Raw genomic sequence first — 26,484 nt, forward strand, 5'->3', positions numbered from 1 at the left:
GTGAAGGCGATCTGGAACATCGTGAACTGGGCGGACGTCCAGGCGCGGTTCGAGAACGCGCGAAGCACGAAGGGCCTGGTCAACCCCGGCGCCTGAGACACCGCGACGCAGCAGACCCGCTGATCTCGGGGCCGGCCCCTGAGGGCCGGCCCGGCATCGGCGGGTGCGCGATCAGCTCGACCGGCGGTCGACTCCTGATGAGGAGTCGGCCGCCGGTCTCCTTGTGGGGCGTGGTGGCCTCGGAGAGGCGGGCTGGGCTCGGTCGGTCCGCCGGCTCGATGCATGCCTCGCGGGTCCTCCCCAATGCCGGGTTATCCCCATTCCTGCAGCGATCATGGCGGACGGCGTCGCCGCTGGGAACTCTGGGGGAGTCGGCAGAGGGCCGACGGCGGGCCGAGCCCCGCCTCTGAGGAAGGAACCCGCCATGAGCATGAGGGATGTCTACGTCACCGTCCGCGGCAACGCGACGAGCGACGCCCACACGACGAACAACCAGAGCGAGCCCACGACCATGGTGCGCATCGCCGTGAACCGCCGCTACTACGACAAAGGGATCGACGACTACAAGGACGCCGCCACCCCCGACTTCTACAACATCTACGGCACGAAGGCACTGGGCAGGAACATGCTGCGCTCGGTGAAGAAGGGCGACCCGATCATCGCGACCGGCCGTCTGAGCTACTCCGAGTGGACCTGGGACGACGGCTCGGAAGGCCGGAGCATGCAGGTGCGCGCGGACGCGGTGGGCCACGATCTCGTCTTCGGCACCACCAGCATGGCCCGCTCCCAGCGCCACGACGAACCGCCGGTCGACGTCAGGACCGGCGAGATGCTCCGCAGCGCGGGGGACTCGATCGTGCGGCCTCTGCACGATGCAGCGGACGACGACGCGAGCGGCGTCGACGAATCCGCCGCAGAGTCATCGGCGACGGATACCGAGGAGACCAGGGAGCTCGCGGGCCAGGGCGCCGGCGGCTCCGACGCGCCGTTCTGAACCGGATCCCCGCTCCGGGCGGGGCTCACTCCTCCCCGGTGACGGCCTCGCGGATCGCCGCGACGACATCGGGGAGGAGCTGTGCGCCGAGCGTGACCTCCTTGTGGCCCTCGCGGCGCACCGCGCAGAACACGGTGCCGTCGTCGAGGGCGGCGACCGCGGCCCGCATGCTGCCTGCTCCCGCGGGGAGCGAGTCCTCGGGTGCGTGCTCCTCGCGCTGCGCGGCGCTCAGGTCGAAGCACGCTGCCAGGCCGGTGATGCCCTCGGGCCACGCCAGAGCGGAGAGGGAGGAGAGGGGGTCGGAGTCCGAGGGCACGTCGTCGAGCTCGACGGGGGTGAGGTGCCTGGAGTCCTGAGCGAGGCTGAGCGCGACATCATCGCCCAGCAGCGCCGCGAGTCCCGGCTGCTCGGCGAGCAGCTGAGCGCTGCGCAGGAGGGCGAACCAGCGGACGCGCTCGAGCGCAGGGTCCTCGAGGTGGCGCAGCACCTCCAGGAGCACGCCGGCCAGGGCCGCCTGCGCGGGGTCGAGATCGTCGTGCGGGGCGCCGGCCCCGCGGGGAGTCTCACTCATCACAATCCTTCCAGGGGAGACCTGGCAAGATGGGAGGGCCACCGTTGCACGCGGTCGGCCCCACACTGTATCCGGAGCGGCGTCTCCTCCACCCGGCGATGAAGCCCCGGTGCGGTGTTCATCCCACGACTCTCCCAGAGGAACCCGTGAGCTTCTCCGCACCCCTCGGTGACCAGCCCCGACCCCGACCACAACCGGCCGGTGCCGGTTCGTCGGGGAGGCGTCGCCGCATCTCCCCGCTCTCGATCACGATCGGCGTGCTCGCGCTCATCGTGATCCTCCTGCTGATCGCCTCCGCGGTGTGGACCAGATTCCTCTGGTTCGACCAGATCGGCTTCACCGACGTGCTCACCACGCGCTGGCTGACGCAGGGGCTCCTGTTCGTGATCGGCTTCCTGGTGTTCGCCGTTCCGCTGTTCTTCTCCCTGCGCCTGACCTACACACATCGGCCGGTCTACCCGCCGGTGACGCGCGAGCAGGAGGCGATGGAGCAGTTCCGCGCCGCCGTCGATCCGCTGCGGCGCGGCATCACGATCGCCGCGCCCATCGTCATCGGGGCCTTCGCCGGACTCGCCGCCACCCGCCGCTGGCAGGACGTGCAGCTGTTCCTGCACCCGCAGTCCTACGGCACCACGGACGACGTGTTCGGCCTGGACGTCGGCTTCTACGTGTTCACGCTGCCGGTGATCACGATGATCATCTCCTTCCTGCAGTTCATGGTCCTGGTCGCCGCGGTCGCGGCGGTCGCCGGGCACTTCGTGTACGGCGGGATCAGCTGGACGCAGGAGAGCGGCCTCGAGGTCACCACGACCGCGCGGCGCCACCTCGGGATCGTCGCCGCCGTCTACGTGCTGCTGCTGGGTGTGGGCCACTGGTTCCACCGCTACCGCATGCTCACCGGCGAGCACGACCGCTTCGACGGCGCCTCCTACACGGACGTCCATGCGATCCTGCCGGCCCAGACGATCCTCGCGATCGCCGCGGTCATCGTGGCGGCCCTGTTCGTGCTCTGGATCTGGCGGGCCGACTGGCGGATCCCGGCCGTCGGCGCCGGTCTCATGGTGCTCTCCACCCTCGTGGTGGGCACCGCCTACCCGTGGGCCATCCAGCAGTTCAAGGTGACCCCGAACGAGCGTGCTCTCGAACAGCCGTACATCCAGCGCAACATCGAGGCGACGCGCACCGCGTGGAACGTCGACGACGTCACCGAGACCTCGTACTCCGCGTCCACCACGGCCGAAGCGGGCGCACTGCGGGAGGACGCCGACACCACGGCGCAGATCCGCCTGCTGGACCCCTCGATCGTCTCCCCGACGTTCGAGCAGCGCGAGGCGAACCGCCAGTACTGGGGCTTCGACCAGGTGCTCAGCGTGGACCGCTACACGATCGACGACCGCCTCCAGGACACCGTGATCGGTGTGCGCGAGCTGCGGCCGGACAAGTTCAACCTCGACAGCCGCGGCTGGGTCAACCGGCACATCGTCTACACGCACGGCTACGGCCTCGCCGCTGCCTTCGGCAACCAGCGCAACTCGGACGGCGAGCCCGACTTCCTGCAGTCGGGCGTCCCCGGCAAGGGCGAGCTGGGCGATTTCGAGGAGCGCGTCTACTTCGGTCGCCACTCGCCGGACTACTCGATCGTCGGCGCCCCCGAGGGGTCGGAGCCCGAGGAGTTCGACTACCAGACCGGGACCGACGAGAAGAACGAGGGCGCCCAGCACAACAACACCTTCACCGGTGACGGCGGCCCGAAGGTCGGCGGCTTCTTCAACCGCCTGCTGTACGCGATCAAGTTCCGCGACCCCAACATCGTCATCTCCAGCTACGTGAACTCCGACTCCCAGATCCTCTACGACCGCCAGCCGCAGGAGCGCGTGAAGGAGGTCGCGCCGTTCCTGCAGCTGGACTCCGAGATGTACCCGGCGGTCGTGGACGGGCAGATGGTGTGGGTCATCGACGGATACACAGCCACCGATGCCTACCCGTACTCGACGAGCCAGAACCTCGACTCGGCCACGGTCGATTCCAAGACCGCCGAGGAGGACGCGAGCGACAACTACAGGGACGCGCACGCCAACTACATGCGCAATTCCGTGAAGGCGACCGTCAACGCCTTCGACGGCAGCGTGAACCTGTACACCTGGGACACCGAGGACCCGATCCTCAAGTCCTGGCAGCAGGTGTTCCCCGACTCGCTGAAGCCCGCCTCGGAGATCTCCGGCGACCTCATGAGCCACCTGCGCTACCCGGCCGACTACTTCAAGGCCCAGCGCGAGATCCTCGCGAAGTACCACGTGACGGAGGCCGACGAGTTCTTCGGCCAGCAGGACTTCTGGCAGGTCTCGCCGGATCCGACGGCGAAGGCGTCCACCAACGCCGACGGCTCGAAGGGCACCCAGGCCCCGCAGCCGCCGTACTACCTCACCATGCAGATGCCGGGGGAGGAGTCCCCGCGCTTCACGCTGTCCTCGAACTACATCCCCTATCAGGGGCAGAGCGGGCAGAACGTGATGACGGGCCTGCTCGCCGTGGACTCGGAGACGGGGGACGAGGCCGGGAACCCGGCCAAGACCTTCGGCAAGATGAACCTGCTGGTGCTGCCGACGACGAACCCCGTCAACGGCCCCGGGCAGGTCCAGGCGACGTTCAACGCCGAGCCCAACGTCTCACAGGCGCTGAACCTGCTGAAGTCGGGCAATTCGGAGGTCATCAACGGCAATCTGCTCACGGTCCCCGTGGGCGGCGGCCTGCTGTACGTCCAGCCCGTCTACATCCAGTCCTCCTCGGCCGGAGGCGGCACCCAGTACCCGCTGCTGCAGATGGTGCTGGTGTCCTTCGGCGACAAGATCGGCTTCGCACCGACGCTCGACGAGGCCCTCGACAAGGTCTTCGAGGGTGACTCGGGCGCGAACGCGGGCGACGCGAAGGTCGAGAGCGACCAGAGCGGCGCGGTCTCCGGGTCCGTGGACACCGAGAGCGGGGAGGCGGACAAGAGCGGCGCGGCCGATTCCTCCCAGGACTCGGGCGACTCCGGCGACTCCGGCGACTCGGGGTCCGACACCGCCGGCGGCACCGCCCAGCAGCGCCTGGATCAGGCGCTGAAGGACATGGACCAGGCCACCAAGGACTCCGACGCCGCCATGAAGAAGGGCGACTGGAGCGCCTACGGCACGGCGCAGGACGAGCTCGCCGACGCGCTGGAGCGAGCGGTCGACGCGAACAGCGAGATCGAGGGCTCCGGCTCCGGCGCCGCTGCGAGCGACGGCGGGGGAGCGAGCGACGGCGGGGACTGATCGTGCGACCGTGACCTGTCGGCCGGACCCGCACCCGTGGGTCCGGCCGACGCGAGCTCCAGTGGTCATGCCGGCTCGGAGTCCCGTCTGACCAGGGCCGTCGGAAGGCGGTGACGTGTCATGGCGCACGTTCCCGCCCTCCCGGCTGGACTCCGAATCGGGGGTGTCCTAGAGTTGAGCATGTCGCCGCGGGGTGGAGCAGTTCGGTAGCTCGCCGGGCTCATAACCCGGAGGTCGTAGGTTCAAATCCTGCCCCCGCTACGAAGAGAAGGCCCTCGATCCGGAAACGGATCGGGGGCCTTCGGCTTATCCGGCGCACGTCGGCGCAGCTCCCGCCGACGCTCCCGAGCCGCGTACCGCCGGCCCCGGTCCTCGGCACCCGAGGACGTCCGCCGTGCGGGCGCGTCGTCATCGGACTGACTCAGCGTTCGATCGCCCGGAGGATCTCCGCGCACACCACGCCCGGTTCGCTGAGCATGACCAGGTGCCCGGAATCCTCGGCCATCACGAACCGTCCGCCGGCAGCGTGTTCGGCCCGCTGTCGGTGCGACGCGTTCATCTGAGCACGCACGGAATGCCCGACACCGGACGCGCTCGCACCGGAGATGACGGTGACAGGGGCCCTCGGGCCTACCGCGGCCTCGTCGGCCTGGCGGAGCCCCCGGAGATCTCCCGCCATGTCGGCGCTCTCCGCGAGCTGCGTCCGCACGGCCCGCGGTGTGTACATCTCCGCGCGGGAATCGGCTCGAGCGCGCTCGGGGAGCATCGGCACCGAGCGGGCGTACACCGGGCCGAGCACGCCCAGACGCGCGAGCGGCCGGAACAGCACCCCCTGCAGAGCGTTCAGACGCGCGAACGCGGGGGAGGAGTAGTAGGGGCAGAGCTCATCGGCCGGGTCCACGAGCACCAGCGCGCGGACGCACTCGGGTCGGTCGAGCGCCGCCGCCCGCACGATGGGACCGCCCCAGCTGTGGCCGACGAGCACGACGCCGGCATCGAGGATCGACGAGTCCGTCCGCTCGAGGCCGTCGAGCAGGTCGTCCAGGTCCCGCGCCAGGTCCATGAGGCGCCGGGGCCCCGGCGCGGCGGGGCTGCGGCCCAGCCCCGCGCGGTCGTAGGCGATCGTGCGCACCCTGCCCGCAAGTCCCTCCTGGACGAGCGCCCAGATCGAGCGGGTGGAGGCGGCGCCGGCCTCCAGCAGCACCGTCGGCCCGGCCCCGGGCGCACGCCCGGAGTCCTCCACGTGCAGCACCCGATGCGGACCGATCGGGACGTCGAGACTCCGGGGGATCTGCGCTGACCTCGCCATGGTGGCCTCTCGGGGCGGAGAACGCGCCGGGTGCTGCCCAGCGCCGATGGCACGAGCCTACCGAGAGCGCGGGCGCGCAGCCGCGGGGTCTGAGAAGATCGCCCCATGCACGACTCCGCCGCCCCCTCCCGCACTCTCGTCTTCATCGGCGACTCGATCACCGATGCCGGCCGGAGGGAGGATCCGGAGCACCTGGGATTCGGCTACGTGCGGCTGATCGCCGAGCACTTCGCCGCCCACGAGCCCGCCGCGACGGTGCTCAACACGGGGATCGGCGGAAATCGCGTGCCCGACCTGGTCGGACGGTTCGGTCCGGACTGCCTGGACCTCGCGCCCGATGTCGTGACGCTGTACGTGGGCGTGAACGACACCTGGCGGCGCTACGACAGCGACGACCCGACGTCCGCGGAGGACTTCGAGGTCGGATACCGGTATCTGCTCGACCAGCTCTCCGGCGCGCGGCCAGGCGTTCCGGTGCTGGTGATCCTCCCGTTCGTCGCCGACATCGACGAGGAGAAGACCCGCTACCACGAGGACCTCGATCCCAAGGTCGCGCGGATCCGTGCACTCGCCCGCGAGTTCGGCCACCCCGTCGTGGACACGGAGCGGATCCTCGAGCGCGCCTACGCCGCGGGGCATACCCCGGCGACCATCGCCGAGGACGGCGTGCACCCGACGATCGCCGGGCATCGTCTGCTGGCCGACGCGTGGCTCGAGGCCTTCGCGACCATCGACCCGCGCCGCTGAGAGCTCCGGTCCTCCGCTCGTCGGGCGACCGCGTCAGCGCAGCGGGCGCGCGGTGACGTCGAGGGAGAGGAACCCGCGGCGGAAGGTCCGCCGGTCCACGACCAGCAGCTCGTCGGGCCTCCAGGGATTGCGCAGCGAGACCTCGTCCGTCGACGGGTCGGCGCCCGCGACGGCCATCACGTGGTTCGCCGGGAGCGGCCCGCGCGCGGTGCGCACGCGCGGCGAGAGGGGATGCGTGGAGGCGAGCACGGCGCGGCCCTCGTCGAGCCACTGCTGCACCCGTCGCGCGTGCGGCAGGAGCAGATGCGTGCGTGCCGGGATTCCGGTCAGCAGTTCGAGGCCGCACCGTCCGAGCCCGCGCGAGAGCACTCGATAGGAGCCCGCGACGTGGATCGCGGCGGCCTTCTCGACCAGCCCCGGCCAGCCCGGTGCCCCGGCGGCGCTCCCGGAGCCGGCCTGGAGCGCGCCGACCCAGCGTCCGCCCGCATCGACCGGCATCGAGCGATCCACGGCGACGCGCACCCGGCCGCCCCGCAGCAGGACCCCCACCACAGGTGCACGGGAGTCGCGCGGGGCCCGGACCATCTCCACGACGCGCGCGGGCGCCGCCTCGTGGACCGCCAGGAGCGCGGCGATCACCCAGCAGTCCCCGTACGCGCCCTGGCGCGGGCGCGCCGTGAGGTCGAGCGGCGCCGCATCGGCGCGGAACCCAGTCCCCGAGGGGCCTGCGGACAGCACGCGCGCCCGTCGCGGCGGGACGACGAGCGCGCGCAGCCGGCGGCGCCAGCTCATGGACGGGAGTCCCGGGTCAGTGGGCCTCGGCGGGCTGGACGGCCTGGCCGATGCGGCCCATGACCTCACCGAACCAGGGCTGGGAGATGTCGAAGGCCTTGTGGCCGGCGATGCGCTCGAACTCGATCGCGCGCAGCAGATCGCCCCGCTCCTCGTCGTGCCCGATCACGCCGGTGCCGCCCTCGAGGGCGACCTGCACGGCGAGGTCCGTCATGGACTTGATGAGGCGCAGGTCCTCCGCGTTGGCCTTGGCCGAGCGCGAGAAGTAGCCGGACTTCTGCACCATGACCTTCTCCGCACCCAGCTTCTCGGCGAACTGCTTCGCGAACCACTGGCCGGGGTTGATGGTGTCGAGCTTGACGTGGCCGAAGGGGTCCTTCTCCGGCTCCTCGCCGCGCGCCTGCATCTCGGCGACGATCTCGGGGATGCCGGCGCCCTCGGACAGGAAGATGTTCACGCAGCCGGCCTCGTCCATGACGGCCTTCAGGCGCTCGGCCTCGCCGTCGATGTCGAGCTTCATCTCGGGCAGGAACACGGCGTGCACGTCCCAGCGCTCGGGGGTATGGCCGATGCCGGGCAGCCACTGCTGCCGCGCGTGCCACTGCTGGTAGTACTCGGCGGCCTGCGCCGTGAGGTACCCGCAGGAGCGGCCCATGATCTCGTGGATGATCAGCATGCGCGGGTTCGAGCCGTGCTCGGCGAGCACGTTCTGGGCGAAGACGCTGGTCTGCTCGGCGGCGGTCTTCGCTCCCAGGGACTGGCGGATCGGCACGATGTCGTTGTCGATCGTCTTGGGCAGGCCCACGACCTGCAGGTCGAAGCCGTTGTCGTGGAGGTGCGCGGCGAGGTCCGCGGCGGTGGTGTTGGTGTCGTCGCCGCCGATCGTGTGGAGCACGTCCACGCCGTCGGCCTTGAGCTTGTTCGCGGCGACCTCGAGCGCGTCCTCCCCCTCCTGGATCAGGCCGCGCTTGACGAGGTCAGCGGTGTTCGTGAGCTTCACGCGGGAGTTGCCGATGGGGGAGCCGCCGAAGTCGTGCAGGATCCCGGCGTGCTTGCGCACCTCGTCGTCCACGAGGATCTTCTCGCCGGAGAGCAGGCCCCAGTAGCCGTGCTTGTAGGCGATGATCTCGACGTCGGGCACGAGCTCGGTGTAGCGCTCGATCAGTCCTCCCACGGCGGAGGAGAGGCAGGGGGCGTAGCCGCCGGCGGTGAGCAGTGCGACGCGCTTGATCGTCATGGGTCAGGTCCTTCGCGGTGGTACGTGGCGTGCGCGCACGGTTGCGGACCGCGCAGCGCGTGGACAACACCGCCATCGTATCGGCCGGGCGCGCGGACACGCGCCGGCTGCCCGCGCGTCGGACCCCTCGGCGCGACGCGTCAGCCGCGCGGGGCGAGCGCCTCGAGAGTCTCCTCGTGCAGGTGCCCGTTGGTGGCCACGGCGTTGCCCCCGAAGGGGCCGTCCTCGCCGTCGAGAGACGTGAAGCGGCCGCCCGCCTCGGTGACGATCGGGACGAGCGCGGCCATGTCGTGCAGCTTGAGCTCGGGCTCGGTCGCGACGTCGACCGCGCCCTCGGCCAGCAGCATGTACGACCAGAAGTCGCCGTAGGCGCGGGTGCGCCAGAAGCGCTGCATGAAGTTGAGCATCTGGGGGAGCCTGTCCAGGTCCGCCCAGCCGTGCAGCGACGAGTAGGACAGCGAGGCGTCCTCGATGCTCCGCACGTCCGAGACCTGCATCTTCGTCGCCGCGTTCAGGCGCGTGCCCGTCCACGCGCCGGTCCCGGAGCCCGCCCACCAGCGGCGCGAGAGCCCGGGCGCGGAGACCAGGCCGACCACCGTCTCGCCGTCCTCGACGAGTCCGATGAGCGTGGCCCACACGGGGACTCCGCGCACGAAGTTCGAGGTGCCGTCGATCGGGTCGATGACCCACTGGCGCGGGGAATGGCCGGTGGAGCCGAACTCCTCGCCGATCACCTGGTCGCGCGAGCGGGAGCGGGCGAGCTGGGCGCGCACCAGCTCCTCCGCCGCGGTGTCCGCGTCGGTGACCTCCGTCAGGTCCGGCTTGGTCTCGACCGTGAGGTCCTGGGCCTTGAAGCGGGACATGGTGAGCTGGTCGACCGCATCGGCGAGGACATGGGCGAGCCGCAGATCGTCGGCGAATCGAGAGGACATGCGCCCAACCCTACGGCCTGGGCGCTCCGATTCCCGGCACCGCCCGCGCCCCGTTCAGGTCCGTCGTGCTCACTCCCGCCGCGTTCACGCCTCCCACGGGTCGTTGCGGCGCAGCGCCTCGTCGAGCCGGCGGTAGGAGGCCAGGCGCTCCGGCCCCGCCGATCCCGCGCGCCCCTCCTCGACCGCGGCGTCCAGGGCGCAGTCGGGGGCATCGGCGGCGTGGGTGCAGCCGCGCGGGCACTCCTCGGCCAGCGGCGCGAGATCCGCGAAGGCCTCGAGCAGCTCCTCGGGGGAGACGTGCCCGAGCCCGAAGGACCGGACGCCCGGGGTGTCGATCACCCATCCCGACTGGTCCGGCAGGCGCAGCGCGAGCGCCGAGGACGAAGTGTGGCGGCCGCGCCCGGTGACGTCGTTGACGTGGCCGGTCGCCCGATCCGCGCCCGGGACCAGGGCGTTCAGCAGCGTCGACTTGCCCACGCCCGAATGGCCGATCAGCACGCTCGTGCGGTCGTGGAGGTGCGCGGCGAGCTCGTCGATGCCGACTATCCGACCGTCCTCGTCCAGGTGCGTGACCACATGCTCGACGCCCAGCGGCGCGTACTGGGCGAGGAAGCCGGCGGGCTCGCGCAGGTCGGACTTCGTCAGGCACAGCAGGGCGTCGATCCCGGCGACCCAGGCCGCCACCAGACAGCGGTCGATCATGCCGCCGCGCGGCTCGGGATCCGCGAGGGCGGTCACGATGACCATGAGATCGGCGTTGGCGACCAGGGGGCGCTCCGTCGGATCGTCGTCGTCCGCGCTCCGGCGCAGGAAGGAGGTGCGCTCGTGGACCTTCACGATGCGGGCGAGCGATCCCTCCGTCCCGCTGGTGTCGCCGACCAGACCCACCACGTCGCCGGGCACGATCGGGGTGCGGCCCAGTTCGCGGGCGCGCATCGCGGTGACCGCGTGCTCGTCGGCCGTCCCGGAGCCGACGACGGTGCGCCAGCGCCCGCGATCCACGGCGGTGACGAACGCAGGGATCGCGTCGTCGTGGCTCGGGCGGATCTTCGTGCGCGGCCGCGAGCCGCGGCGGTTGGGCCGGATCCGGACGTCGGACTCGTCCAGGTCGCGGATCCGGCGACTCACCGCGCCTCGCCCGCCTCGTCCGTGTGCAGCATGGCCAGCCACATGCCCACGAAGTCCGGGAGGGTCTTCTGGGTGGTGGCGACGTCGACCACGCGCACGTCCGGCACGCGGAGGCCGATGATCGCGCCCGCGGTCGCCATGCGATGGTCCTGGTAGGTCTCGAACTCGCAGCCGGTGAGCGGCCCGGGATGGATCTCGAGGGATCCTTCGTGCTCGACGGTGCGGCAGCCCAGCTTCGAGAGCTCCGTGGCGAGGGCATGGATGCGGTCGGTCTCGTGGCCGCGCAGATGCTTGATGCCGCGCAGATGGCTGGGGGAGTCCGCGAGAGCGGCGAGGGCGGCGATCGTGGGCGTCAGCTCGCCGGTCGCGGAGAGGTCCGCATCGACCCCGTGGATGACGCCGGTGCCGCGCACGCACACGTCCTCGTCCTCGCGCCAGAACTCCCCGCCCATGCGGGAGAGCAGCGTGCGGAAGGCGTCGCCCGGCTGGTCGGTGCGACGGGGCCAGTCGGCGATCTCGATCTCCCCGCCGGCGACCAGTGCGGCGGCCAGGAACGGGCCCGCGTTGGAGAGGTCGGGCTCGATGCGCACGTCGCCGAAGGCGATCGGACCGGAGCGGACGGTCCAGACGTGCGTGCCGTCGGCCTCCTGGCTGTGGGAGACGTCGATGCCCGCGCGCCGCATCTCCGTCATCGTCATCTCGATGTGGGGGAGCGAGGGCAGGGAGTCGCCGACGTGCCGCACCCGCAGATCCTTCTCGCAGCGCGCGCCGACCAGCAGCAGGTTCGAGATGAACTGGCTCGAGGCCGACGCGTCCACGTCGATGCTCCCTCCGGCCAGGCACCCGCGTCCGTGCACGACGAACGGCAGATGCCCGGGCTCGCCCGTCTCGGTGACCTCGACGCCGAGGGATCGCAGCGCCTGGATCGCCGGTGCCATGGGCCGCAGCAGCGCCGACTCGTCCCCGGTGAAGGAGACGTCGCCGTGGTGCAGCGCCGCGAGCAGCGGCACGAAGCGCATGACGGTGCCCGCGAGACCCGTGTGGATCTCGACCGGCCCCTCGGCATGCTCCGCGGGCGGTGGGATCGGGGTGACCCGCAGCGCCTCGCCCTCGACGCTCAGGGTCGCCCCCAGGCGCTCGAGGGCATCGCGCATCAGGCGCGTGTCACGGGAGACCAGCACCCCCGTGAGCGCGGTCGGGGCGTCGGCGATCGCCGCGAGCATCATCCAGCGGGCCGTGAGCGATTTCGAACCGGGGACGCGCACGAGCGCGTCCACGGGGCCGCCCGCGACGGGAGCGGTCCAGGTGACCTCCGACATCGATCAGCCGAGCTGATCCGCGAGCTTCTCGCTGGACTTCCTGGCCTGCTTGGCGACCTCGTCGGCCTTCTTCGAGGCCTTCTTGCTGAGCTCGTCGGCCTTCTTGCTCGCCTTCTTCGAGAGCGACCCCGAGGAGCTGCCGGCCTTCTTCGACAGCGCATCGGCCTTCTTCTCGAGGTCGCGCTGGGTGGCGGCGGCCTTCTTCTGGCTGCGCTCGACGAACTGGCCCCACTGGTAGCCCAGCGACGGGCGGCCCTCGCGGTCCAGCACCGCGATCATCACGCCGCCCAGCAGGCCGACGTCGGCGAGGATCGACTTGATCTCGTCCATGCGCTCGTCGCCGCGCAGCTGCCAGACCTTCTTGCGCCCGGCCAGGCCCACGCTCGTGGTCACGAGCAGCACACCGGCGGCGGTGCGGGGCGCGCGGCCGGTCGCGTAGGCGAGGCCCGCGACGGCGGCGACGGCACCGGTGGCGCGCAGCACGGTGCGGGAGTCGACGAAGGAGGGGGCCGACGTGCTCTCGAGGGCCTTGTCGACCTGGGCGAAGGCGGAGGGCGCGACCTCGATCTCACGCTCGGGGGAGATCGCGGTGCGCACGCCCTCGAAGATGAAGGGGGCGGCGAGAGCAGGGCGGGCGATGCGGCGGATGAGCGACATGGTGTCCTCACGTCTCGGGTTCGATGGACTCTGCCGGGCGGGACCCGGCGTTGTGACCAGCCTATCGCGCACCCCGCCCCGTGCGTCCGGCCGCCGGGGAACAGCCGAGCGGTCGTGCGCGTTGCAACGAGCGGAACATGACGGGAGCACAGGAGCGGTCGGGTCCTGTCGCCGACGAGTGGCGGCCGCTGCGCGGAACGCTGCCCACGCTCGCACCAGCGCGCCTCGCGGCGCCGGGAGAGGAGAGAACCGATGACCACGTGCCTGCGGACGCGGCCGCCGTCGGCGCCCGCCTCCCTGCGCGGGTCCTCCCGCACGACAGTCCTCGCACCGACCGGTGCCGTACCGTGGAGCCTGATGACCACCACTGATCACGACGGCGACCGAGCCCCCGGCGCCGCCCACGCGGACACCGCTCCCGAGGACTTCGACTTCGAGGCGGAGGCGCTCGCGCACCTCGACTCGCTCTACGGCGGCGCGCTGCGGATGACCCGCAACCCCCAGGACGCCGAGGACCTGGTCCAGGAGACCTACCTCAAGGCGCTGCGGGCGCGGGACCGCTTCACCCCGGGCACGAACCTGCGCGCCTGGCTGTACCGCATCATGACCAACTCGTACATCTCGACGTACCGGCAGAAGCAGCGCCGGCCGCGCGAGTCGTGGACCGACGAGGTCGAGGACTGGCAGCTCGCGGAGGTCGAGTCCCATTCGAGCCGCGGTCTGCGCTCGGCCGAGGCCGAGGCGCTGGACCGCCTGCCCGACACCGCGGTGAAGACGGCCCTGCAGGACCTGCGCGAGGACTACCGCATGGCGGTCTACCTCGCCGACGTCGAGGGCTTCGCCTACAAGGAGATCGCCGAGATCATGGACACGCCGATCGGCACCGTCATGTCGCGGCTGCACCGCGGACGCCGCCAGCTGCGCGAAGCGCTCAGCGACTACGCCCGCAGCAGCGGGTTCCTGCGGGACGACGCGGACGACGCGGAGGAGGGACGATGAACGAGGAGCACGACGAGACCCGCCGCGATCTGCGGTTCGGGCTCGAGGAGGCGCTGGACGGAGAGCTCCCGCGCGACGTGGTCGAGCGCATGACCCGCCACGCCGAGGACTGCCCGGAGTGCGCCGACGAGCTCGAGCGCCTGCGCGCCATGAAAAACCTGGTGCGGCGCTGCTGCGCGAACGACACCGCCCCGCAGACCCTGCGCGAGCGCATCAGCGTGCAGTACCGCAGCGTGCAGTACCAGCGCCTCGAGGTCGAGCACGGTCCCGACGGCGCGACCTTCCGCTCCACCACGGTGCGCCGCGACACCCTGGGCTGACCAGGGCCTGACCCGGCAGGTCCGGCCCCAGATGCGACGAGGCCCCCTCCGGATGGAGGGGGCCTCGTCGATGCTCGGGATGCTGCGCGTCGGGACGGACGGATCGTCGCTCCCTCACGCCGCGCGAGCGCGCCTCAGGTGTTGGGGCGCTTGCCGTGATTGGCGCCGTTCTTGCGACGGGACCGGCGCTTGCGACCGCGCTTGCTCATCACGCTCTCCTTCCTTCGCCCGGACAGACAACCTCAGCATTCTGTCACAGGGGATCGGCTGGTTCAGTCGGAGGTGCCCAGGAAGCGACCGAAGCCACCATGCAGGACCAGCCAGGCCATGAGGCCGTAGCCGGTCTGCCCGGGGTGGTCGCCGCCGCTGCGGGCCAGGTCCGAGGACCACTGCTCGTGCCCTTCGAGGGACCGCACGGTGTCCACGTAGGGCACGCGGCGCCGCGCGCACACGTCGTCGAAGGCCCCGGAGAGCTCGACGAGGGCGTCGGTGCGCGCACGGTCGGCGCTCGGCGGCGGTCCGACGACGAACGCCGGGATCCGCAGCCGCTCGAGACCGTCGAGGACCTTGGCGAGGTTCAGACGCGAGCGGGCCAGAGAGATGCCGGCGTCGACGTCCCCTCCGCCCAGGCCCAGCACCACGCGATGCTCCACGGTGCCCTGGGCGAGGCCCTCGGCGTCGGTGCGCAGACGCACCTCCTCGTCCCATCGCGCGGAGAGGTCGGCCGAGTTCTCGGACGGCACCGCGCTCGTGTACAGCTCGACCCGCGGCCGCGGTCCCTGCTCCTTGGCGACGGCTCGGCCGAGCCAGCCGAGCGCCCGGGCGTCGCCCACGCCGGCGAGGAGCTCCTCGCCGAGGGCCACCAGGCGGATCGGCCTGTCGCTCACGGGGGCGGGGCTGGCCGGGACTGTCCGCTGGACCGGGACCGAGCGGGGGGCGGGCTGTTCCACGTCGTCTCCTCGTCAGTTCTGCAGTGCCTGCGCGACCAGGGTCTCCTGCTCGACCTTGTGGGTCTTGGCGGACCCGGTGGCCGGCGAGGCGGAGGCCGGTCGCGCCACGACCTGCAGGGTACGCCCCACGGCGGCGGGGAAGTTCAGGGCCATGAAGCCCCAGGCACCCTGGTTCAGAGGCTCCTCCTGCACCCAGACGAGGTCGGCGTCCGGATAGGCGCCGAGCGTCTCGCGCAGCTCCTCCTCGGGCAGCGGGTAGTACTGCTCGAGGCGCACGATCGCCACGTCGTCGATGCCCTGCTTCTCCCGCGCAGCCACGAGCTCCCAGTAGAACTTCCCGCTGGTCAGCAGTACCTTCTTGGCCTTCGAGGGCTCCACGGTCGAATCCGGGAGGACGGGCTCGAAGGTGCCCGAGGTGAAGTCCTCGACGGAGCTCACGGCGGCCTTGTTGCGCAGCATCGACTTCGGGGTGAAGACGATGAGCGGCTTGCGCGGCTCGGTGCGGGCCTGACGGCGCAGCAGGTGGAAGTAGCTCGCAGGCGTCGAGGGCATCGCCACACGCATGTTCTCCTCGGCGCACATCACGAGGAAGCGCTCGATGCGGGCGGAGGAGTGGTCCGGGCCCTGGCCGTCGTAGCCGTGGGGGAGGAGCATCACCACGGAGGACTGCTGTCCCCACTTCTGCTCGGAGGAGGAGACGAACTCGTCGATGATGGTCTGCGCGCCGTCGACGAAGTCGCCGAACTGCGCCTCCCACAGCACCAGTGCGTTCGGGCTCTCCACGGAGTAGCCGTACTCGAAGCCGAGCGCCGCGAACTCGGAGAGCGAGGAGTCGTAGACGTTGAAGCGCGCCTGGTCCTCGCTCAGGTGCAGCAGCGGGGTGAACGTGTCCTGGTTCTGGGAGTCGATGAGCACGCTGTGGCGCTGCACGAAGGTGCCGCGGCGCGAGTCCTGGCCCGCCAGGCGCACGCGCGTGCCCTCCATGAGCAGGGAGCCGAAGGCCAGCAGCTCGCCGTAGGCCCAGTCGATGCTGCCGCTGCGGGACATCTCCTGGCGCTTCTCGAGCAGGCTCGTGAGCTTCGGGTAGACGGTGAAGCCCTCGGGTGCGGCCATGTGCGCGTCGCCGATGCGCTCGAGCACCGAGGCGGAGACGGCGGTCGCCGAGGGCACCACGATCTCGCCGGTGTGCTGCGAGCTGGGCAGATCCAGGCCCTGCACCGAGTTCTTCGGGTCGGCCTCGCTGCTGGCGTTGCGGGCGTCGGCGAAGGCCTGGTCCAGGTGCTGCTGGAAGTTCTTCACCAGGGCGCCGGTCTCGTCCTCGGTGAGGTCGCCGCGCTCGATGAGGGAGTCGGTGTAGAGCTTGCGGACGGAGGGGCGGTCCTTGATCAGGTTGTACATCAGCGGCTGCGTCATGGCCGGGTCGTCGCCCTCGTTGTGGCCCCGTCGGCGGTAGCAGATCATGTCGATGACCACGTCGCGGTGGAACTTCTCGCGGTAGGCGAAGGCGATCTCGGCGACCCGCACGCAGGCCTCGGGGTCGTCGCCGTTGACGTGGAAGACCGGCAGCTGCGTGGTCTTCGCGGCGTCGCTCGAGTAGAACGAGGAGCGCGAGGAGTCCGGCAGCGTGGTGAAGCCGATCTGGTTGTTGATGATCACGTGGACGGTGCCGCCGGTGCGGTAGCCGCGCAGCTCCGAGAGGTTCAGGGTCTCGGTGACCACGCCCTGGCCGGCGAAGGCCGCGTCCCCGTGGATGAGGATGGGCAGCACCGGGAAGTCGGTGACCCGCTCGAGCTGGTCCTGCTTGGCGCGCACGATGCCCTCGAGCACGGGGTTCGCGGCCTCGAGGTGCGAGGGGTTCGCCGCGAGGTACACCTTGGTGGTGGTCCCGTCGTCGGCGGTGAAGGTTCCCTCGGTGCCCAGGTGGTACTTGACGTCTCCCGAGCCCAGTCCGCCCGAGGAGCCGTCGAACTCCTGGAAGATCTGGCCGAAGCTCTTGCCGGCCAGGTTCGAGAGCACGTTGAGGCGGCCGCGGTGGGCCATGCCGATGCAGACCTCGGCGATGTCGCGGTGGGCGGCGTCGGAGAGGATCGAGTCCAGCAGCGGGATCACGGACTCGCCGCCCTCGAGGCTGAAGCGCTTCTGGCCCACGAACTTGGTCTGCAGGAACGTCTCGAACGCCTCGGCGGCGTTGAGGCGGTCCATGATGTGGGTGACCTGGTCCTTGTCGTACTGCTTCTTGGGCGACTCGAACTGCTCCTGGATCCAGAGGCGCTCCTCCGGATCGGCGATGTGCATGTACTCCACGCCCACGGTGCGGCAGTAGGCGTCCCGCAGGATCCCGAGGATGTCGCGGAGGGTCGCCTCCTTGCGTCCTCCGAGCCCCCGGGTCGGGAAGGTGCGGTCGAGGTCCCACAGGGTGAGGCCGTAGGTCTGCACGTCGAGGTCGGGGTGGGTGCGCACGCGGTACTGCAGCGGGTCGGTGTCGGCCATCAGGTGGCCGCGCACGCGGAAGGCATGGATGAGATCCATGACGTGCGCGAGCTTCTCGGCCTCGGTGTCGTGCAGCGGGTTGTCGGCGACCCAGCGCACGGGCTCGTAGGGGATCCGCAGCGAGGCGAAGACGCGGTCGTAGAAGCCGTCCTTGCCCAGGAGCTTGTCAGCCATCTTCTTGAGGAACTCGCCGGAGGCCGCGCCCTGGATGATGCGGTGGTCGTAGGTCGAGGTCAGCGTCATGACCTTCGAGACCGCGAGCTCGGCGAGGGTGGCCTGGCTGGCGCCCTGGAACTGCGCGGGGTAGTCCATCGCGCCGACGCCGACGATCGTGCCCTGGCCGGACATCAGGCGCGGGATCGAATGGACGGTGCCGATGCCGCCGGGGTTCGTCAGGGTCACCGTGGTGCCGGAGAAGTCATCCATCGTGAGCTTGCCGGCGCGGGCGCGCTTGACGATCTCCTCGTAGCTCGCCCAGAAGCTGAAGAAGTCCAGCTGCTGCGCGGCCTTGATCGAGGGCACCACGAGGGAGCGCGAGCCGTCGGGCCGGGGCATGTCGATCGCGAGGCCGAAGTTCACGTCCTCGCGCTGGAGCAGGAGCGGCTTGCCCTTCTCGTCGACGTCGAAGCCGTTGTTCATGTCGGGCATCTCGGTGATGGCCTCGACCATGGCCCAGCCGATGAGGTGGGTGAAGGAGACCTTGCCTCGGCGGTTCCGCTTGAGGTGGTTGTTGATGACGATGCGGTTGTCGAACAGCAGCTTGACCGGCACATCGCGCACGGACGTCGCCGTCGGCACCGTGAGCGACTCGTCCATGTTCCGCACCACCGCGGCCGCCGGGCCGCGCAGCTTGGTCGGGACGGGCTCGGTGAACTCGCGCTCGGGGATGGTCGAGCTCGGGGTGGTGGACCGCATCGGCCGGTCGGAGGTGTCGGAGACCTTCGCGGCGGGAGCGTCGTTCACGGCAGGGGAGTCCTTCGCAGAAGAGGGTGCGGACGGGGAGGCATCGGCGGATGCGGAGCGGGAGGCGCCGTCGGACGCAGGCTTCGGGGCCGCCTCGGGCGCCGGGTCCGACGCGGTCTTCGGAGCCTCCGCCGCGGGGCCGGGCTCCTCAGCGGCGGCCGGCGCGGGCTTCGTCGCCTGCGCGGCCGCGGGGGACTGCTCCGAGGGGGCTGCCTGCTCAGCGGGAACGGACTGCTCGGCGGGAGCGGGGGAGGCCTCGCCGGAGGACGACGGGGAAGCGGACGACGATGCGGGTGCGCTCGCGGTCTGCTGCGTGCGTGAGCGGAAGAACTCTGCCCAGCTCGGATCGACGCTCGAGGGGTCGGCCTTCCACTGCTCGTGGAGCTCGTCCACCAGCCACTGGTTGGGCCCGAACTCGGGCTCCTCGTCAACGGAATCGGAGAGGGGTGTCTTCTGTGACACTCTGCGATCGCCAACCTTCATGAAAATCGAATGGAGCGGACTCGTCCACCCTAACCGAGGGGAGGGGGCCCCGCGCCCATGGAGCGGGCATCCGCGCCTCGAGGACGGAGGGGTAGATCACCTCTGGCGCGAGGGGCCGGAGCCGCGGGCGCCCGCAGGGCGCGGCGACCGCGGTCGCGGGGCTCAGCGATCGGGGAGAGTCAGGCGGATCGCCGAGGAGCGGTCCGGGTCCGTGTGCGGGCGCGGGTCGTCGATCACCTGGATCCTCCCGCCGTGCAGCTCGACCGCCCAGCGGGCGATCGCGAGGCCCAGACCGGTGCCGCCCGACCCGTCGTCGGTGCCCCCGCCGTGCTGGAAGCGCTCGAAGACGCGCTCGCGGTCGGCACGGGCGATGCCCGGGCCCTCGTCCCGCACCTCGATGAGCACGCCGTCGTCGGCCGCCGTGCGCTCGGCGCGCACGCGCACCCGGCCGTCGGGCGGGGAGTGGCGGGAGGCATTGTCCAGGAGGTTCGCGATGACCTGGCGGATGCGGGCGGCGTCGGCCGCGGCGGTGAGGTCGGCGGGGTCGACCTCCACGACCCAGCGCAGCTCGCGACCGCGGGCCCGCGCGCCCAGATCCGCGGCGTCGACCGCCTCGTGGAGGAACGGGGTGAGGGCGACCTCCTCGACGTCGATGTCGATCACGCCGGCATCGATCCGCGAGAGGTCCAGGAGGTCGTCGACGAGGTCGGAGAGCCGCTCGGTCTCGCCGAGCGCGACCTCGAGCGCGGCCGGATCGGGGTCGGTGACCCCGTCCACGATGTTCTCGAGCTGGGCGCGCAGCCCCGCCACGGGAGTGCGCAGCTCGTGCGAGACGTTCGCCACGAGGTCGCGCCGCACCTTGTCGGTGACCTGCAGCTCGGTGGCCATGCGGGTGAACGCCTCGGCGAGCTGGCCCACCTCGTCGCGGCTCGAGGCCTCGATGCGCTGGGAGTAGTCCCCGCGGGCCATGGCTCGCGCGGCGCGGGTCATCTGGCGCAGCGGGGAGGTCATGCCGCGTGCGAGGACCTGGGTGACCGCGAGCGCCGCGAGCACCACGAGCGGCAGGGTGAGCAGGGGATGCAGGTTCGCGGCGAGGCTCAGCCAGGTGAGCACCACGGCCACGATGACGCTCACGGCGACGAGCACCCCGAGCTTGACCTTGAACGAGCGCAGCTGGTCCAGCGGCCGCACCTCGAGGTTCTCCAGCGACTCCTGGACCGCCGCGCGGCTCGGGCGTCTCAGGAGGACCGCCCCGCCGCGTCGGCACCGGACCCGTCGGGCCCTGGCTCGTCCTCGTCATCGGGCAGCTCGAGCGCGTAGCCGACGCCGTGGACGGTGCGCACGAGGTCCGCGCCGAGCTTGCGGCGCAGCGCCTTCACATGCGAATCGACCGTGCGGGTGCCCGTCGCATCCACCCAGTCCCAGACGTCCGCGAGCAGCTGCTCGCGGGTGAGCACGGTGCCGGGCGCGTTCGCCAGGCACAGCAGCAGGTCGAACTCCGTGGGGGTGAGGTGCGCGGGCGCGCCGGCACGGGTGACGCGGTGCGCTGCGCGGTCGATGACCAGGTCGCCCAGCTGCAGCACGGCGGGCGCCTCGCCGACGCCGCCGGTCCCGACCTCCGGGGCCGACGAGGCGCGGCGCACCCGGCGCAGCAGCGCCTTCAGCCGCGCCACGAGCTCGCGCATCGAGAAGGGCTTGGTCATGTAGTCGTCGGCCCCGACGCCGAGGCCTACGAGCATGTCGGTCTCGTCGTCGCGCGCGGTGAGCATGAGCACGGGGACCGGGTCCTCCGCCTGGATCCGACGGCACACCTCGAGGCCGTCGAACCCCGGGAGCATCACGTCCAGGACCACCACGTCGGGCGCGGCCTCGCGCACGGCGGCGACGCCGGAGGGGCCGTCGAGCGCGGTCGAGACCTCCCAGCCCTCGGCGGTCAGGCGGTCGGCGATCGCGCGGGTGATGGTGGGCTCGTCCTCGACGACGACCACGCGGGTCGGGCGGCTCGCGCTCTCGGTCTCGGCAGGCTTCGACATGGCGTCACTGTATCCGCGCGGTCCTGCACACGGCCCCGTCGGACCCTGGACGCTCCCTGCGCCCGTGCGCACGCGCTCCTATACACTCGGTGCCACTATGAGCGATTCGCCCGTGCCGAGTACCGGCGCGCGCACCCGGACGGACTCTGTGTCGCGGATGCGCGCCCTCCCCGCCCGTGGGGAGATCACCCGATGACCTGGATCCTGCTCGCAGCAGGGATCGTCCTCACGCTGGGCACGGCGGTGTTCGTCGCCTCCGAGTTCTCGCTCGTGGCCCTGGACCGCCATACGGTCGAGAAGGCCCGCGACGGCGGGGACAAGCGCGCCGGCGGCGTGCTCCACGCCCTCACCCATCTCTCCACGAACCTCTCCGGCGCCCAGCTGGGCATCACCATCACCACCCTGCTGTTCGGCTTCGCCGTCCAGGACCCGCTGGCCGGGCTGATCGGTCCTCTCGCCCGGGCCGCGGGCCTCGGCGAGGACGTCGCGGTCCCCGTCTCCGTGGTCGTGGCGATGATCATCGCCTACGCGTTCTCGATGATCTTCGGGGAGCTCGTGCCCAAGAACCTCGCGATCGCCACCCCGATGGGCACCGCCCGCATCGTCGCCCCGATCCAGCACGGCTTCACGATGCTCTTCAAGCCGCTGATCGCCGTGTTCAACGCGACCGCGAACGCCGTGCTGCGCCTGGTGAACATCGAGCCCCAGGAGGAGCTCTCCGCCGCCCGCTCGCCCGCGGAGCTCGAGTCCCTCGTACGGCACTCGGCGCGCGCCGGCACCCTCGACGAGGGCACCGCCGTGCTGCTCTCGCGCACCCTTCAGCTCGGCGACCGGGAGGCGGGGGACGTGCTCACCCATCGCGGCGCCATGGTGAGCGTCGCTGCGGACACGAGTGCCCAGGAGGTCCTCGAGCTCTCCCGCACCACGGGCCACTCCCGCTTCCCCGTCACCGACGGCGGCGAGGACGACATCGTGGGCGTCGTCCAGGTGCGCCAGGCCGTCGCGGTCCCGCGCCCCGAGCGCGCGCGCACTCCCGCCAGCGAACTGATGGCCGAGATCCCGCGCGTGCCGGAGACGGTGCCGCTGGACGACCTGCTGATCGACCTCAGGGACGTCGGCGCGCAGCTCGCCGTCGTCGTCGACGAGTACGGCGGCACCTCCGGCATCGTCACCCTCGAGGACGTCATCGAGGAGATCGTCGGTGAGGTGAGCGACGAGCACGACGACGACGAGCCCGAGCGCTTCCTGCCCGACGGCGAGGACGGCTGGAGCGTCAGCGGGCTCATGCGGCCCGACGAGATCCGCCGGGAGCTCGGCGTCCGCGTGCCCGAGTCCGCCGACTACGACACGCTGGGCGGGCTCGTCATGGACAGCCTCCACCGGGTTCCCGCGGCAGGGGACGTCGTGGACGTCTCCGGCCTGCGCCTCGAGGTCGTCGAGATGGACGGACGGCGCGTGGACCAGGTGCGGCTGAGGGCCACCGATCCCGCGGCGCTCGTGCACCGCGAGGAGGACGACGAGGGCGACAGCGCCGACGAGCGGAAGGCGGACCACCGATGAGCGACACCGCCGCCCTGGTCCTGGGCCTGGCCATGCTGCTGGGCAACGCCTTCTTCGTGGGCGCCGAGTTCGCCGTCATGAGCGCCCGGCGCAGCCAGCTCGAACCGCTCGTCGAAGCCGGGCGCCCCGGCGCGAAGACCGCGCTGTGGGCCGTCGAGCACGTCTCCGTGATGCTCGCCGCCGCCCAGTTCGGCGTGACCGTCTGCTCGGTCACCCTGGGCGCCGTCGCCGAGCCCGCGATCGCGCACTTCCTCGAGCCCGTGCTGGAGCACCTCTCGGTGCCCGCCGTGCTCACCCACCCGATCGCCTTCGTGGTGGCCCTCCTCATCGCCTCCTATCTGCACGTGGTGTTCGGCGAGATGGTCCCCAAGAACATCTCGATCGCCGTGCCCGTGGGCGCGGTGCTGGTGCTCGCCACGCCGCTCGTGCTCGTGGCGCGCGTGTTCACCCCGGTGATCTGGCTGCTCAACCACACGGCGAACATGATCCTGCGGCTGCTGGGAGTCCAGCCCAAGGACGAGGTCGAGTCCCGCTTCACCGCGGAGGAGATCTCCGCGATCGTCGACGAATCCCGCCGCGAGGGCCTCCTCGAGGACGAGCAGGGGCTCCTGCAGGGCGCCATCCAGTTCTCCGACCGCACCGCGGGGGACGTCATGGTGCCCATGGACGACGTCGTCACCGTCACCTACGACGTCACGCCCGGCCAGATCGAGCAGATCGTCGCCCGCACCGGCTTCAGCCGCATCGGCGTGCGCAACGACGCCGGTGATCTCGTGGGGTACGTCCATCTCAAGGACGTGCTGCTCCCGGCCGACGCCCCCGAGGAGGACTACGACCGGCCGATCCATCCCGGGATCGTGCGCGCCGTGGTCTCCGTGGCCGACGACGACGAGATCGAGGAGGCCCTGCGCGCCATGCAGTACAACGGCGCGCACCTGGCCCGCGTCGACGCCCCGGCCTCGCGCAGCGTGGGCGCCGTGTTCCTCGAGGACGTCCTGGAGGAGCTCGTGGGCGAGGTCAAGGACGTCATGCAGCGCAGCCGGGCCTGACGCCCGGTCCCCGCGCCGGGACGCCGCGGCCCGGTCCGGGACCGGCGCGGTCGCGGCCCGCGGTCCGGGCGTGACGGACACGACATGCGGCCGATCTGCCGGGTCAAGGGTCTTTACCCGCCCGCGATGCGGGGCAAAGGTTCGGTAATGAGGTCGCTTCCCGTGACGTCGGACCTCTCTGACCTGGGTAGTTTGGTCCGCGTTGTTCGGCGACGCGTCCTTCCCCGTCCGGCGTCGCACCCCGGGCACCCACCAGGACTCTGCGTCTCCGACCCCCTCCAGGAGCACTATCGTGGCGAATCATCGCGCCCTCGGCCGGGCACACGTCCGGACGCTGCGCACAGGCAGCGCCTCCCATCGTGACTCGGCAGTGCAGGCCGGTGTGCTGAAGGTCGGCGTGCTCGGCGCGCTCGCGACCGCCACCATCGCCTTCCCGCTCGCCTCCGCGAGCGCCGGCGGCCAGTCCGCCCCCCTGCCCAGCATCAACGGCGGCCAGTCCGCCGCACAGGCGAACGGGGCGAAGGCCGCGAGCGCCCAGCTGGCCCCCGTCTCCCTCGCCACCGCCGCCACCGGGGCGGCGAGCACCGATTCCGCGACCACGACGTCGGCAGCGCAGGAGGTGGACGGCGACCTCTCCGTGGAGACCTCGCCCAACGCGGAGGCCATCGAGGCCCTGGGCGGTGAGTCCGACGAGGGCTTCATCCACCCGGTCGATGCCCGGATCACCTCCCCGTACGGTGAGCGCGTCCATCCGGTGTTGCACACGCGCATCATGCACGACGGCGTCGACTTCGGCGCGGCCTGCGGTACCGATGTGCGCGCCGCCGCCGCCGGCACCGTGGTCGCCGTCGAGCACAACTCGGCCTCGGGCAACCGCGTGAAGATCGACCACGGCGACGGCGTCATCACCGGCTACTACCACCTCTCCGCGTTCAAGACGAGCGTGGGCGCGAAGGTCGAGCAGGGCGACGTCATCGGCGAGGTCGGCTCGACCGGCCGCTCCACCGGATGCCACCTGCACTTCGCGAAGATGGACGAGTCCGGGACCTACTCGAACCCGATGTCGCTGTTCCAGTGACCGCGATGAGCGCCGAGACCTCGACGAGCGCCGAGACGTCGATGAGCGCCGAGACGCCGATGAGCGCCGCCGTCGCCGCGATGCACGCAGGCGGCGTCCTGTGAGCGCCGCCCCCGTCGTCCTGGGCGTCGAATCCTCCTGCGACGAGACCGGCTTCGGGATCGTCAGCGACGGCGTCCTGCTGGGCCAGGGCCTGGCCTCGAGCGCCTCCCAGCACGCCGAGTTCGGGGGAGTGGTCCCCGAGATCGCCGCCCGCGCGCATCTCGAGGCGGCCGTCCCGACCCTCCGCATCGCCCTGCACGACGCGGGCGTCGAGCTGCGCGACATCACGCACGTCGCCGCGACCTCCGGCCCCGGCCTCGCGACCGCCGTGCACGTGGGGCTCGCGGCCGCGAAGTCCGTCGCCTGGTCGCTGGGGGTGCCGCTGTACGGCGTCCACCACCTCGCCGGGCACGCCGCGGCCGACACCCTCGAGCACGGCCCGCTGCCCGCGCAGTCGATCATCCTCATCGTCTCCGGCGGGCACACCTCGATCCTCCACGTGAAGGACCTGGTCGCCGACCCCATCGAGCACCTCGGCGACACCCTCGACGACGCCGCCGGAGAGGCCTTCGACAAGGTCTCGCGACTGCTCGGCCTCGGCTACCCGGGCGGCCCCGCGATCTCGAAGGCCGCCGTCGGCGGCGATCCCGAGGCCTACTCCTTCCCCCGTGCCATGCTGCGCCCGGGCGACGCCCCGTACGTCTTCTCCTTCTCCGGTCTGAAGACTGCCGTGGCCCGCACCGTCGAGTCTCTCGAGCGCGCGGGCGAGGAGGTCCCGGTCCCCGACATCGCCGCCTCCTTCGAGCAGGCAGTCGTGGACGTGCTGGTCACCAAGGCCCTGCGCGCCGTGCAGGAGAAGGGCCTGGACACCCTGGTGATCGTCGGGGGAGTGGCCGCGAACCAGCGCCTGCGGACCGTCGCCCAGGAGCGCTGCGACGCCGCGGGCGTCGAGCTGCGCATCCCGCCGATCCGGCTGTGCACCGACAACGGCGCGATGATCGCCGCGGTCGGCGACCTGCTGGTGCGGGGTGGCGCCGCGCCGAGCGGACTGCGGATCGCCGCGGACCCCTCGGCCGTGCTCCACGGCGCGCAGCTGCCGCTGCCCGCCGGCTTCGCCGTGTGAGACCTGTGCCTCACTCGCCGCGCGGGACCGGACTCGGGGCGCGGACGTCGGACTCCTCGCGCTAGACTGTCACGGTCCGCCCGCGTAGCTCAGTGGATAGAGCGTCTGCCTCCGGAGCAGAAGGTCGTAGGTTCGAATCCTGTCGCGGGCACCGACGGAATCCCCGGTCAGAGACCCCATGAGGTCGCTGGCCGGGGATTCGTGCGTGCGGGGTGCGCGCGATCAGGACTGCTGGGCCGGCCCGCGATGACTCGTACGCGTGCGGCTGGCGGGCTTGCGTGGCTCGTGCGCGTGTGGCGGGCGGGCTTGCGTGGGTCGTGCGCGTGTGGCGGTCGGGGCCCATGTCGCGGGACGGCCTATGTGCGACATCCGTGCGAAATGCTGCACGGATGTCGCGCATCGGCCCTTCCAGGAC

Annotated in this window: 22 protein-coding genes, 2 tRNA genes and 1 pseudogene; 12 read left to right on the forward strand and 13 right to left on the reverse strand. The window is 71.4% G+C overall.

The annotated features are described in order from the left end of the window. Positions 1-96 (forward strand): annotated as a pseudogene (locus tag FHG10_RS07065) (Fe-Mn family superoxide dismutase); the annotation flags it as partial. A gap of 328 nt (positions 97-424) precedes the next feature. Beyond that, on the forward strand, positions 425-994 hold the full coding sequence (locus tag FHG10_RS07070) for a single-stranded DNA-binding protein (RefSeq protein WP_193636228.1): 570 nt from the start codon (positions 425-427) through the stop codon (positions 992-994). A 25-nt stretch (positions 995-1,019) separates the two neighbouring features. On the opposite strand, the gene FHG10_RS07075 is transcribed toward FHG10_RS07070, so the two are convergent. Next, a complete protein-coding gene (locus tag FHG10_RS07075) occupies positions 1,020-1,565 on the reverse strand; it encodes a PPA1309 family protein (protein ID WP_152352649.1) in 546 nt (181 codons plus the stop codon). A gap of 146 nt (positions 1,566-1,711) precedes the next feature. On the opposite strand from FHG10_RS07075, the gene FHG10_RS07080 reads away from it, so the two are divergent. Together FHG10_RS07080 and FHG10_RS07085 are read left to right on the forward strand one after the other, a co-directional pair. Continuing rightward, positions 1,712-4,858 carry a UPF0182 family membrane protein gene (locus FHG10_RS07080; RefSeq protein WP_227488099.1) on the forward strand — a complete coding sequence of 1,049 codons (3,147 nt, stop codon included), beginning with the start codon at positions 1,712-1,714 and terminating at the stop codon, positions 4,856-4,858. A 187-nt stretch (positions 4,859-5,045) separates the two neighbouring features. Then, positions 5,046-5,119: transfer RNA gene (locus FHG10_RS07085), tRNA-Met, on the forward strand. Positions 5,120-5,279: 160 nt separating this feature from the next. On the opposite strand, the gene FHG10_RS07090 is transcribed toward FHG10_RS07085, so the two are convergent. Continuing rightward, entirely contained in the window at positions 5,280-6,167 is an 888-nt protein-coding gene (locus tag FHG10_RS07090; protein ID WP_152352651.1) for an alpha/beta fold hydrolase, read from the reverse strand. A gap of 105 nt (positions 6,168-6,272) precedes the next feature. Between FHG10_RS07090 and FHG10_RS07095 the strand changes: the two genes are divergently transcribed. Further along, positions 6,273-6,914 (forward strand): SGNH/GDSL hydrolase family protein, encoded by a 642-nt coding sequence (locus FHG10_RS07095; protein ID WP_152352652.1) that lies wholly within the window; start codon positions 6,273-6,275, stop codon positions 6,912-6,914. A gap of 33 nt (positions 6,915-6,947) precedes the next feature. Here the strand turns inward: FHG10_RS07095 and FHG10_RS07100 are convergent, their stop codons facing one another. From FHG10_RS07100 to FHG10_RS07125, 6 genes are all read right to left on the reverse strand, one after another. Further along, positions 6,948-7,706, reverse strand: a complete 759-nt coding sequence (locus FHG10_RS07100) for a C2 family cysteine protease (RefSeq protein WP_152352653.1) — start codon at positions 7,704-7,706, stop codon at positions 6,948-6,950. 16 nt (positions 7,707-7,722) lie between these two features. Further along, complete coding sequence (locus tag FHG10_RS07105) at positions 7,723-8,943, reverse strand: pyrophosphate--fructose-6-phosphate 1-phosphotransferase (protein ID WP_152352654.1); 1,221 nt, start codon at positions 8,941-8,943, stop codon at positions 7,723-7,725. 140 nt (positions 8,944-9,083) lie between these two features. Next, complete coding sequence (locus tag FHG10_RS07110; protein ID WP_152352655.1) at positions 9,084-9,875, reverse strand: inositol monophosphatase family protein; 792 nt, start codon at positions 9,873-9,875, stop codon at positions 9,084-9,086. An 84-nt stretch (positions 9,876-9,959) separates the two neighbouring features. Beyond that, the gene (gene rsgA, locus FHG10_RS07115; protein ID WP_152352656.1) at positions 9,960-11,003 is read right to left on the reverse strand and encodes a ribosome small subunit-dependent GTPase A; all 1,044 of its coding nucleotides are present in this window, start codon (positions 11,001-11,003) and stop codon (positions 9,960-9,962) included. Further along, positions 11,000-12,322: a 3-phosphoshikimate 1-carboxyvinyltransferase gene (gene aroA, locus FHG10_RS07120; RefSeq protein WP_152352657.1), complete on the reverse strand. Its 1,323-nt coding sequence runs from the start codon at positions 12,320-12,322 to the stop codon at positions 11,000-11,002. Before aroA ends, rsgA begins: the two co-directional genes overlap by 4 nt. A gap of 3 nt (positions 12,323-12,325) precedes the next feature. Next, positions 12,326-12,979: a hypothetical protein gene (locus FHG10_RS07125; protein ID WP_227488100.1), complete on the reverse strand. Its 654-nt coding sequence runs from the start codon at positions 12,977-12,979 to the stop codon at positions 12,326-12,328. Positions 12,980-13,231: 252 nt separating this feature from the next. Between FHG10_RS07125 and FHG10_RS07130 the strand changes: the two genes are divergently transcribed. Continuing rightward, on the forward strand, positions 13,232-13,978 hold the full coding sequence (locus tag FHG10_RS07130; protein WP_406565154.1) for a sigma-70 family RNA polymerase sigma factor: 747 nt from the start codon (positions 13,232-13,234) through the stop codon (positions 13,976-13,978). Beyond that, positions 13,975-14,298: a mycothiol system anti-sigma-R factor gene (gene rsrA, locus FHG10_RS07135; RefSeq protein ID WP_152352659.1), complete on the forward strand. Its 324-nt coding sequence runs from the start codon at positions 13,975-13,977 to the stop codon at positions 14,296-14,298. The genes FHG10_RS07130 and rsrA overlap by 4 nt, the downstream gene beginning before the upstream one ends. Positions 14,299-14,432: 134 nt before the next feature. On the opposite strand, the gene FHG10_RS18490 is transcribed toward rsrA, so the two are convergent. The 5 genes from FHG10_RS18490 to FHG10_RS07155 form a co-directional block, all read right to left on the reverse strand. Further along, entirely contained in the window at positions 14,433-14,507 is a 75-nt protein-coding gene (locus FHG10_RS18490) for a 50S ribosomal protein bL37 (RefSeq protein ID WP_370645926.1), read from the reverse strand. 63 nt (positions 14,508-14,570) lie between these two features. Further along, complete coding sequence (locus tag FHG10_RS07140; RefSeq protein ID WP_227488101.1) at positions 14,571-15,248, reverse strand: GDSL-type esterase/lipase family protein; 678 nt, start codon at positions 15,246-15,248, stop codon at positions 14,571-14,573. Positions 15,249-15,260: 12 nt separating this feature from the next. Next, positions 15,261-19,163, reverse strand: a complete 3,903-nt coding sequence (locus FHG10_RS07145; RefSeq protein ID WP_406565155.1) for a multifunctional oxoglutarate decarboxylase/oxoglutarate dehydrogenase thiamine pyrophosphate-binding subunit/dihydrolipoyllysine-residue succinyltransferase subunit — start codon at positions 19,161-19,163, stop codon at positions 15,261-15,263. A gap of 183 nt (positions 19,164-19,346) precedes the next feature. Next, positions 19,347-20,375 (reverse strand): HAMP domain-containing sensor histidine kinase, encoded by a 1,029-nt coding sequence (locus tag FHG10_RS07150; RefSeq protein ID WP_152352661.1) that lies wholly within the window; start codon positions 20,373-20,375, stop codon positions 19,347-19,349. Positions 20,376-20,422: 47 nt separating this feature from the next. Then, complete coding sequence (locus FHG10_RS07155; protein ID WP_152352662.1) at positions 20,423-21,217, reverse strand: response regulator transcription factor; 795 nt, start codon at positions 21,215-21,217, stop codon at positions 20,423-20,425. A 192-nt stretch (positions 21,218-21,409) separates the two neighbouring features. On the opposite strand from FHG10_RS07155, the gene FHG10_RS07160 reads away from it, so the two are divergent. The 5 genes from FHG10_RS07160 (at position 21,410) to FHG10_RS07180 (ending at position 26,220) form a co-directional block, all read left to right on the forward strand. Then, positions 21,410-22,777, forward strand: coding sequence for a hemolysin family protein (locus FHG10_RS07160; protein WP_152352663.1), 1,368 nt, complete (start codon positions 21,410-21,412; stop codon positions 22,775-22,777). Next, positions 22,774-23,826: a hemolysin family protein gene (locus tag FHG10_RS07165; RefSeq protein ID WP_152352664.1), complete on the forward strand. Its 1,053-nt coding sequence runs from the start codon at positions 22,774-22,776 to the stop codon at positions 23,824-23,826. Before FHG10_RS07160 ends, FHG10_RS07165 begins: the two co-directional genes overlap by 4 nt. Before the next feature lie 292 nt (positions 23,827-24,118). Further along, positions 24,119-24,904 carry a M23 family metallopeptidase gene (locus tag FHG10_RS07170; RefSeq protein WP_152352665.1) on the forward strand — a complete coding sequence of 262 codons (786 nt, stop codon included), beginning with the start codon at positions 24,119-24,121 and terminating at the stop codon, positions 24,902-24,904. Positions 24,905-25,004: 100 nt separating this feature from the next. Continuing rightward, a complete protein-coding gene (gene tsaD, locus FHG10_RS07175) occupies positions 25,005-26,069 on the forward strand; it encodes a tRNA (adenosine(37)-N6)-threonylcarbamoyltransferase complex transferase subunit TsaD (protein WP_152352666.1) in 1,065 nt (354 codons plus the stop codon). Between the two features lie 78 nt (positions 26,070-26,147). Then, positions 26,148-26,220: transfer RNA gene (locus FHG10_RS07180), tRNA-Arg, on the forward strand. Positions 26,221-26,484: the final 264 nt, after the last annotated feature.

This window comes from Brachybacterium subflavum, from assembly GCF_009299795.1.
Classification (GTDB): domain Bacteria; phylum Actinomycetota; class Actinomycetes; order Actinomycetales; family Dermabacteraceae; genus Brachybacterium; species Brachybacterium subflavum.